Below are 3281 nucleotides of genomic sequence, written 5' to 3' on the forward strand. Positions count from 1 at the left end.
ATTAATTGAAGGAAAAATAAAAGATGAAATCAAAACTAGAACTGTTGAATGGTATAAGCAACTTATATATATGAATGATCTAATAAATAAGATTAAAATAAGAGATATGATATTATAAAAAATCTCTTTTATTCATATTTAAATATATTAAATTAATCTTATAGGATTTAGATATAGTTATTGGACTTTCAATGAGATATTATGATTATATTTTCTTTGCATTTTTATTTTTATGCTTAAGAGCACATATTCCTATGAGAAATTCACTAAGCTTTAAGATTTAACAAGGGAATTTTTATTTTTATATATTGAAATAGATACTATATTTAAAATATAATTAAAAGTTATTTTAAATTATTTAAATATTAATTTTTACTTTGTTATCAACAATCACATTAAATATTTTAGTATTAGAAATATTTTCATCTTTTTATATTGTTTAGTTATATCTTAAATTTTTAATAATGCAACCATTATTCAGTATATTACTATAAAGTATAAATTAAAACTCACCAATGATAAGCAAGGTTAAGTTTTCTTTAGTTGATGATATGAAAAAGAAATATCATTAGCTTATGGATCTTTAAACATAAGCAGCGATATGACTAAAAAGGGTATAGTAATAAACCTTGAAGGAGTTATTGAATACGTTTCGTCATTTAATGATAGATAAGGAAAATCTGTATCTTATATATTTTATGCCATTTATAAATTATAGTATTTATATGATCACCTAGCAAAGTCTAAAGGATTTAATATAATAGGTGCAAATAAAAAAGATAAATTCCAAACAATAAGAATTAAAATACCAGACAGCATAGGAAAACTATAAACTTTTTTTATTTTCTAATTAAGTTTATAATAGGGAGAGAGAATTGCCTTTTGAATTTAAAAAGCTGGAAATACCTGAAGTTATTTTAATTCAACCAAAAGTGTTTGAAGATAATAGAGGATATTTTATGGAAACTTTCTCTATAACTCAATTCTTAGATAATAATATAAAGTTTGATGTAATTCAAGAAAATCAATCTTATTCTAAAAAAAGTGTTATAAGAGGTCTTCATTATCAAAGAAATCCTTTTTCTCAAGCAAAATTAGTTAGAGTTATAAAAGGTGAAATCTTTGATGTAGCTGTAGATCTTAGATATAGTTCTCCAACATTTGGGAAATTTATATCGGTTAAATTATCTGAGTATAATAAAAGTGTACTTTATATTCCGAGAGGATTTGCTCATGGATTCCAAGTATTAAGTGATGACGCAATAGTGGTTTATTTGGTTGATAATTATTATTCACCCAAAGATGAATCAGGAATAATTTGGAATGACCCAGATATTAAAATAGAGTGGCCGATCAAAAATCCTATATTATCTGAAAAGGATTCTCATTGGCCTACATTAAAAGATGCTATTTCAAAAAATTTAATTTTTAGGTGATATTTAATGAAGGTTAAATATTTAATACTAGGTTCTGGCCAACTAGGTCAGGAACTAATTAATTTATTAAATAATGAAAATATGGCATATACATACCATAAATCAGATCCTTTCAATAAAGGAATTGCCCTAGATGTAACTAATTTTGATTTATTAGAAGATATTATAATTAAAACAATGCCAGACGTTATAATAAATACGGTTGCTATTACTGATGTGGATGGTTGCGAAATAAATAAAAAACCTGCATTAAAAGTTAATGCGGAGGCAGTCAAGCATATAGTTAGAGCATCAAGAGTTATAGGATCTTATTTGATTCATATAAGTACTGATTACGTTTTTGATGGAACAAAAGGCTTTTATAAAGAAATTGATGAGCCAAATCCAATAAACTATTATGGATTGACGAAACTCTTAGGAGAGAGTTATGCATTGTCTTATGATGATTCTTTAGTTGTTAGAACATCTGGTGTTTTCAGCTATAAGGGTTTTATTCCTTTTGCTATTTCTAGACTAAAAGAAGGTAAAGAAATAAATGCATTTAAAGGTTTTTACAGCCCTATATCAGCGAAAAAGTTAGCACAAGCAATATTAGAATTATCAGAAAAAAGGAAATCAGGAATAATAAACGTAGCGGGAGAAAGGATTTCAAGGGTTGAGCTTGTAAAAAGGATTGCCGATATTTTAAATATAAAAAATCCTATTATTAATGAAGTGGATAATGTTGATTCATGGGTTGCCAAGAGACCTTACGATTCTTCTCTTAATTTAGAAAAAGCCAAAAATTTATTGAGTTTTGATTTTTACAGTATAAATGAAAACATAAAAACGGTAGTTAGGTGATCCTAATGCAGGCAGTTGTTTTACATGGGGGGCAAGGTACTCGATTAAGACCTTTAACTCATACAGGTCCAAAGCAGTTAATAAAAGTTGCTGGAAAACCTGTTTCCCAATGGGTATTAGAGCAAATAAGGGATTCTGGTATTAATGATGTTATTATAATCTTAGGAGATAATAATCCTCAAAGGGTTATAGAGTATTATGGGGATGGTAAATCGTTTAATCTTAATATAAAATATGTTTATCAAGGAAAGGCTAGGGGGATTGCCGATGCAATTTACAAAGTAAAAAACATTGTAGATGAAAGGTTTATTGTTTATTTAGGCGATAATATTGTTCCGTATGATTTAAAGGAAATAATAAATTTTAAAAAGGATGCATCAATTCTTTTGGCAAAAGTTCCAGAACCCCAAAGATTTGGGGTTGCTGTAGTTAAGGATAACAAGGTTATTAAAGTTGTAGAAAAACCCAAAGAAAAAATAAGCGAATTGGCTTTAATTGGTGTTTACGGTTTTACAAATGAGATTTTTGATATTATAGAAAATTTAAGGCCGAGCTGGAGAGGTGAGTTGGAAATAACAGATGCCATACAAGAATTAATAAATAATGGAAAAGAAATTGAATATAGAATAGTAGATGGGTGGTGGAAAGATACAGGTATGCCTGAAGATATATTGGAGGCAAATATGATATTGTTGGATAGGCATACAAATAGAGAATTAAAAGGACAACTTGTTAATTCTAAGATAGAAGGGAGAGTATTTATTGATATTAATTCAAAGGTTGAAAACAGCAGAATAATCGGTCCTGCATATATAGGTAAAGGCTCTATTTTATCAAACTCTTATATAGGGCCATATACTATGGTAGGGGATAATTGCAAGGTATTTGATTCTGAAATTGAAAACAGCGTTATTCTTGATGGTGCTTCAGTAAAAGGAGTATTTATTAGAGATTCACTTATAGGTCAAAACGCCATAGTAGAGAAAGTTAATGATAAGTCCA

General features: G+C 27.8%; 3 protein-coding genes. All 3 read left to right on the plus strand.

Annotated elements, in window-relative coordinates; translation table 11 throughout:
* The first annotated feature begins 875 nt into the window (after positions 1-875).
* Positions 876-1436: a dTDP-4-dehydrorhamnose 3,5-epimerase gene (rfbC, locus tag RXO53_RS08035; RefSeq protein WP_410713699.1), complete on the plus strand. Its 561-nt coding sequence runs from the start codon at positions 876-878 to the stop codon at positions 1434-1436.
* A gap of 6 nt (positions 1437-1442) precedes the next feature.
* Positions 1443-2279, plus strand: coding sequence for an SDR family oxidoreductase (locus tag RXO53_RS08040; RefSeq protein WP_410713700.1), 837 nt, complete (start codon positions 1443-1445; stop codon positions 2277-2279).
* A 5-nt stretch (positions 2280-2284) separates the two neighbouring features.
* Positions 2285-3281: glucose-1-phosphate thymidylyltransferase (locus RXO53_RS08045; protein ID WP_410713701.1), on the plus strand; the 997-nt coding region annotated here is incomplete at its 3' end.

The organism is Caldisphaera sp., from assembly GCF_046536515.1.
Taxonomy (GTDB): domain Archaea; phylum Thermoproteota; class Thermoprotei_A; order Sulfolobales; family Acidilobaceae; genus Caldisphaera.

Coding starts and splice junctions, on each gene's coding strand:
- RXO53_RS08040 (WP_410713700.1), top strand. CDS start 1,443: ATGAAGGTTAAATATTTAATACTAGGTTCTGGCCAACTAGGTCAGGAA.